Annotated in this window: 2 protein-coding genes; both read left to right on the forward strand. The window is 45.4% G+C overall.

The genetic code is table 11. The annotated features are described in order from the left end of the window. Nucleotides 1-294 (forward strand): WXG100 family type VII secretion target, encoded by a 294-nt coding sequence (locus HCJ66_RS15910; RefSeq protein ID WP_187134020.1) that lies wholly within the window; start codon nt 1-3, stop codon nt 292-294. Nucleotides 295-369: 75 nt separating this feature from the next. Next, the coding region (locus HCJ66_RS15915) for a TIGR04197 family type VII secretion effector (RefSeq protein ID WP_187134021.1) at nt 370-608 on the forward strand (239 nt) is incomplete at its 3' end.

Consider the following 608-nt stretch of genomic DNA (forward strand, 5'->3'; position numbering starts at 1 on the left):
ATGTCAGGACAAATCAGAATGAGCCCTGCAGAACTTCGCGATCGCTCTAAAACTTATGGGCGCAAAGGGCAAGACATTGAACAAATTTTACGGGAATTACAACAGTTACAAGAACAACTTCGTGGCGAATGGGAAGGGGCAGCTTTCCAAAAATTCGATGAGCAATTCCAACAACTGAAACCAAAAGTAACGGAATTCTCCAACTTAATGCATCAAATCGAACAACAATTGAGTAAAACGGCTACCGCAGTGGAAGAGAACGATGCGAACTTATCACGCAATTTTGGGCTATAATAAAGCGTGACAGGGCTACAGGCCATGCGGAGACGTGTGGCTTTTTACTATCATTGAAACAGAAGGTGACAGCAGATGAGCGGAGAAGTAGCAAGTAATCGTAGTGTGGCGCAGAGCCAAGTGTCTACCTTACAACAAGCAGTCGCAGATTCAAATGGCACGCAAAACCCAAATACAGATACACAAACGACATTGCAAGGAAACACAAAGCTACATAGTATCACGGAGCAAGAAATGGATATGGCTGGTCGGTTTCGTGCGGCATTCCAAACCGATGCAGCCAACATTGGACGCGTAGCAGAGGCAATGGAAGC

Source organism: Paenilisteria portnoyi (assembly GCF_014322795.1).
Lineage (GTDB): Bacteria > Bacillota > Bacilli > Lactobacillales > Listeriaceae > Listeria_A > Listeria_A portnoyi.

Excerpts from the sequence above, each read along its gene's own strand:
- HCJ66_RS15910 (WP_187134020.1), top strand. The coding sequence starts at position 1 with ATGTCAGGACAAATCAGAATGAGCCCTGCAGAACTTCGCGATCGCTCT.